The sequence below is a fragment of the Sphingopyxis sp. genome, from assembly GCF_035565275.1.
Taxonomy (GTDB): Bacteria; Pseudomonadota; Alphaproteobacteria; order Sphingomonadales; family Sphingomonadaceae; genus Sphingopyxis.
Genome location: NZ_DATMST010000096.1, coordinates 1 through 2451, shown reverse-complemented (window position 1 = coordinate 2451; position 2451 = coordinate 1). Strand labels below are relative to the sequence as shown.

General features: G+C 65.0%; 4 protein-coding genes. 1 reads left to right on the top strand and 3 read right to left on the bottom strand.

Annotated features, from left to right (window positions below; translation table 11 throughout):
* The coding region (locus VN047_RS06975) for a DUF885 family protein (protein WP_325541417.1) at window positions 1-1073 on the top strand (1073 nt) is incomplete at its 5' end.
* Between the two features lie 17 nt (window positions 1074-1090).
* Here the strand turns inward: VN047_RS06975 and VN047_RS06970 are convergent.
* From VN047_RS06970 to VN047_RS06960, 3 genes are all read right to left on the bottom strand, one after another.
* The gene (locus tag VN047_RS06970; protein ID WP_136175717.1) at window positions 1091-1495 is read right to left on the bottom strand and encodes a RidA family protein; all 405 of its coding nucleotides are present in this window, start codon (window positions 1493-1495) and stop codon (window positions 1091-1093) included.
* A gap of 18 nt (window positions 1496-1513) precedes the next feature.
* Complete coding sequence (locus VN047_RS06965) at window positions 1514-2002, bottom strand: VOC family protein (RefSeq protein ID WP_325541414.1); 489 nt, start codon at window positions 2000-2002, stop codon at window positions 1514-1516.
* A 94-nt stretch (window positions 2003-2096) separates the two neighbouring features.
* The coding region (locus VN047_RS06960) for a (2Fe-2S)-binding protein (protein WP_325541412.1) at window positions 2097-2451 on the bottom strand (355 nt) is incomplete at its 5' end.

The following is a 2451-nucleotide window of genomic DNA, read 5'->3' as shown; positions in this document are numbered from 1 at the left end:
GCGAACTCGCCGCGCGCGCCGCGAAGGTCCAGCCTGCGCTCGCCCTGCCGGCGAAGCGCGCGCAGGCGGCGGCCGCCGGATTCAAGGCCTGGCTCGAAAGCATCGAAGCCGGTCTTCCGGCGCACGGCGGAGTGGGCCGGGAAAATTACGCCTGGTATCTCAAGAATGTCCTGCTGCTTCCCTATACGCCGGAGGAAATCGCGGTGATCGGCGAGCGCGAGTATCAGCGCCAGATCGCGTTCCTGAAGATCGAGGAGCATCGCAACCGCGGCATCGCGATGCCCGAACCGGTGCAGACGCGCGCCGAATTCGACGCCAAGCGCAAGGCCGAGGACGAGGATCTGCTCAAATTCCTGCGCGACGGCGACTGGGTGACGATCCCCGATTATGTCCGGCACGATCCCGAAGAGGGGCCGTATCAATTCCCCTTCGAAAAGGACCCTTCGAAACCGGGGCTGTTCGACCCGCCGCTGCATCTGCATTTCTTTTTCCAGGCCGAATTTCGTGACGGGCGGCCGCTGCGCGCGCACAATCTGCCCGGCCACGCCTTCGACGCGTTGCAGGCGGCGCGCGATACGCGCCCGGTTCGCGGCGCGTCGCGGCTGTTCTTCGTCAACGGCCTGCGCAACGAGGGCTGGGCCTTTTATCTCGAGGAAATGATCCTTCAGGCGGGGATGCTCGAAGACCGGCCGAAAACGCGCGAGATCGACTATATACTGGGCGCGAAACGCGCCGCGCGGATCCTGCCCGAGTTGAAGATGCAGGCGAATGAATGGACGTGGAAACAGGCCAATGCCTCGCTGATCGCGCGCACGCCCAAATGGATGGAAGCCGGCGACGCGGTGGCGCAGTTCGATATCGAACTTTACCTGCGCCAGCCGGGCTATGGCATCGGCTATTATATCGGCAAGGTCGAGCTGGAAAAGCTGCTCGCCGACGTGGCGATGCAGGAAGGCGAAAAGTTCGACATCAAATCGTTCCACGACCGCTTTCGCGCCGCCGGGTCGATCCCGATATCGCTCATCCGCTGGGAAATGACGGGCCGCGACGACGAGATCAGGGGCATGCGCTAGCGTCGCGGCCGCCCGGCCTATCCGATGACGGCCGTGGCTTCGATCTCGACCAGAAAGTCGGGCAGGGCGAGCGCCTGCACGCCGATGAACGTGTTCGGCGCCGGAAGCGCGCCGTCGTAGAAGGCGCCAACCTCGGCCAGCACGGGGCCGAGCTTGTCCGGATCATGGTCGACAACATAGGTGCGCAGCCGCACGACATCGGCGGGCGTCGCTCCCGCTTCGGCGAGCACCGCCTTCAGATTGGCCAGCGCCTGCCGGGTTTGCGCGGCAAGGTCGCCGCCGCCAACGACGTTGCAGTCCCTGTCCCACGCAACCTGTCCCGCAAGATGCAGCGTGCGCCCGCCATCCTGCAGCGCGGCATGGGAAAAGCCGTAACCAACGGCATCATAAAGCCCGGCGGGATTGATCTTGCTGTTCGGCATGAAACTTCCTTTCGTGGGTCAGTCGACGATTTCGAGCTGGTGCCCGAAGGGGTCGAGTACATAGACATTCTTCTTGCCCGCAAGCGGTCCGGCGTCGATGTGGATCGTCTCCAGCGGCGTGCAGCCATGCGCGGCGAGATAGGCGAGCGCCTTGTCGACATCGTCGACTTTCAACCCGAGGTGGTGGCCGCCGCGGTCACAATTGCGCGGCAGGTCCTGCCGGCGATCGGCGGGCTTGTCATATTGCACGAGCTGGAAGTTCATATTGTCGGTGAGCTTCATCATCACGAGCGTCAGCCGCGCGCCCTGCACACCCACATGCGTTTCCATCCAGTCGCGGCCCTCCGCATCGACAGGCATGTCGGCGGCGTCGAGCGGTCCCATGCGGAACAGCTCTTCGGCGCCGATGACGTCGCGGTAAAAGGCCAGCGCCGCCTCAAGGTCGGGGACGGTCCACGAGATGTGATCGACCGACAGGAAGACGGGCTTTTCGGGTGCTGCGTTCATGCGAAACTCCGTGCGATGGCCCGCCATCTTGGGCGGTCCGGCGCGTGCCTGCAACGCGAGCGAAACGCAAAAATCGTTGCCCGCAATGCAACGTTCAGCCGGAAGGCAGAATATCGGCGATGCATATGGGCCGCGCGGGGAAGCGCGCGGTGAAGCCGGCATCGTCGCGTCCACCTGCGGAAGAGATCATCCGGAGCAGCGTCGGTTCGCAGTTGCGTCCCTGGCAAGCGCCCATGCCGCACCGCGTCGCCAGCTTCACGGCATTGGCCGATCCGTCCGCCGATACCCGTTCCGACAGCGTTCCGAATTCGACATCCTCGCAGCGGCAGACGATCGTCGCGCTGTCCGGCGCGGGAAAGAAAGCGCGCGGGTCGGCGGCTGCGTCGAGAAGCGACGCGAAGGCGCGATGGCGCGCGAGCCGGCGTCGGGGGTTTTGCGCGGCGCGTTGC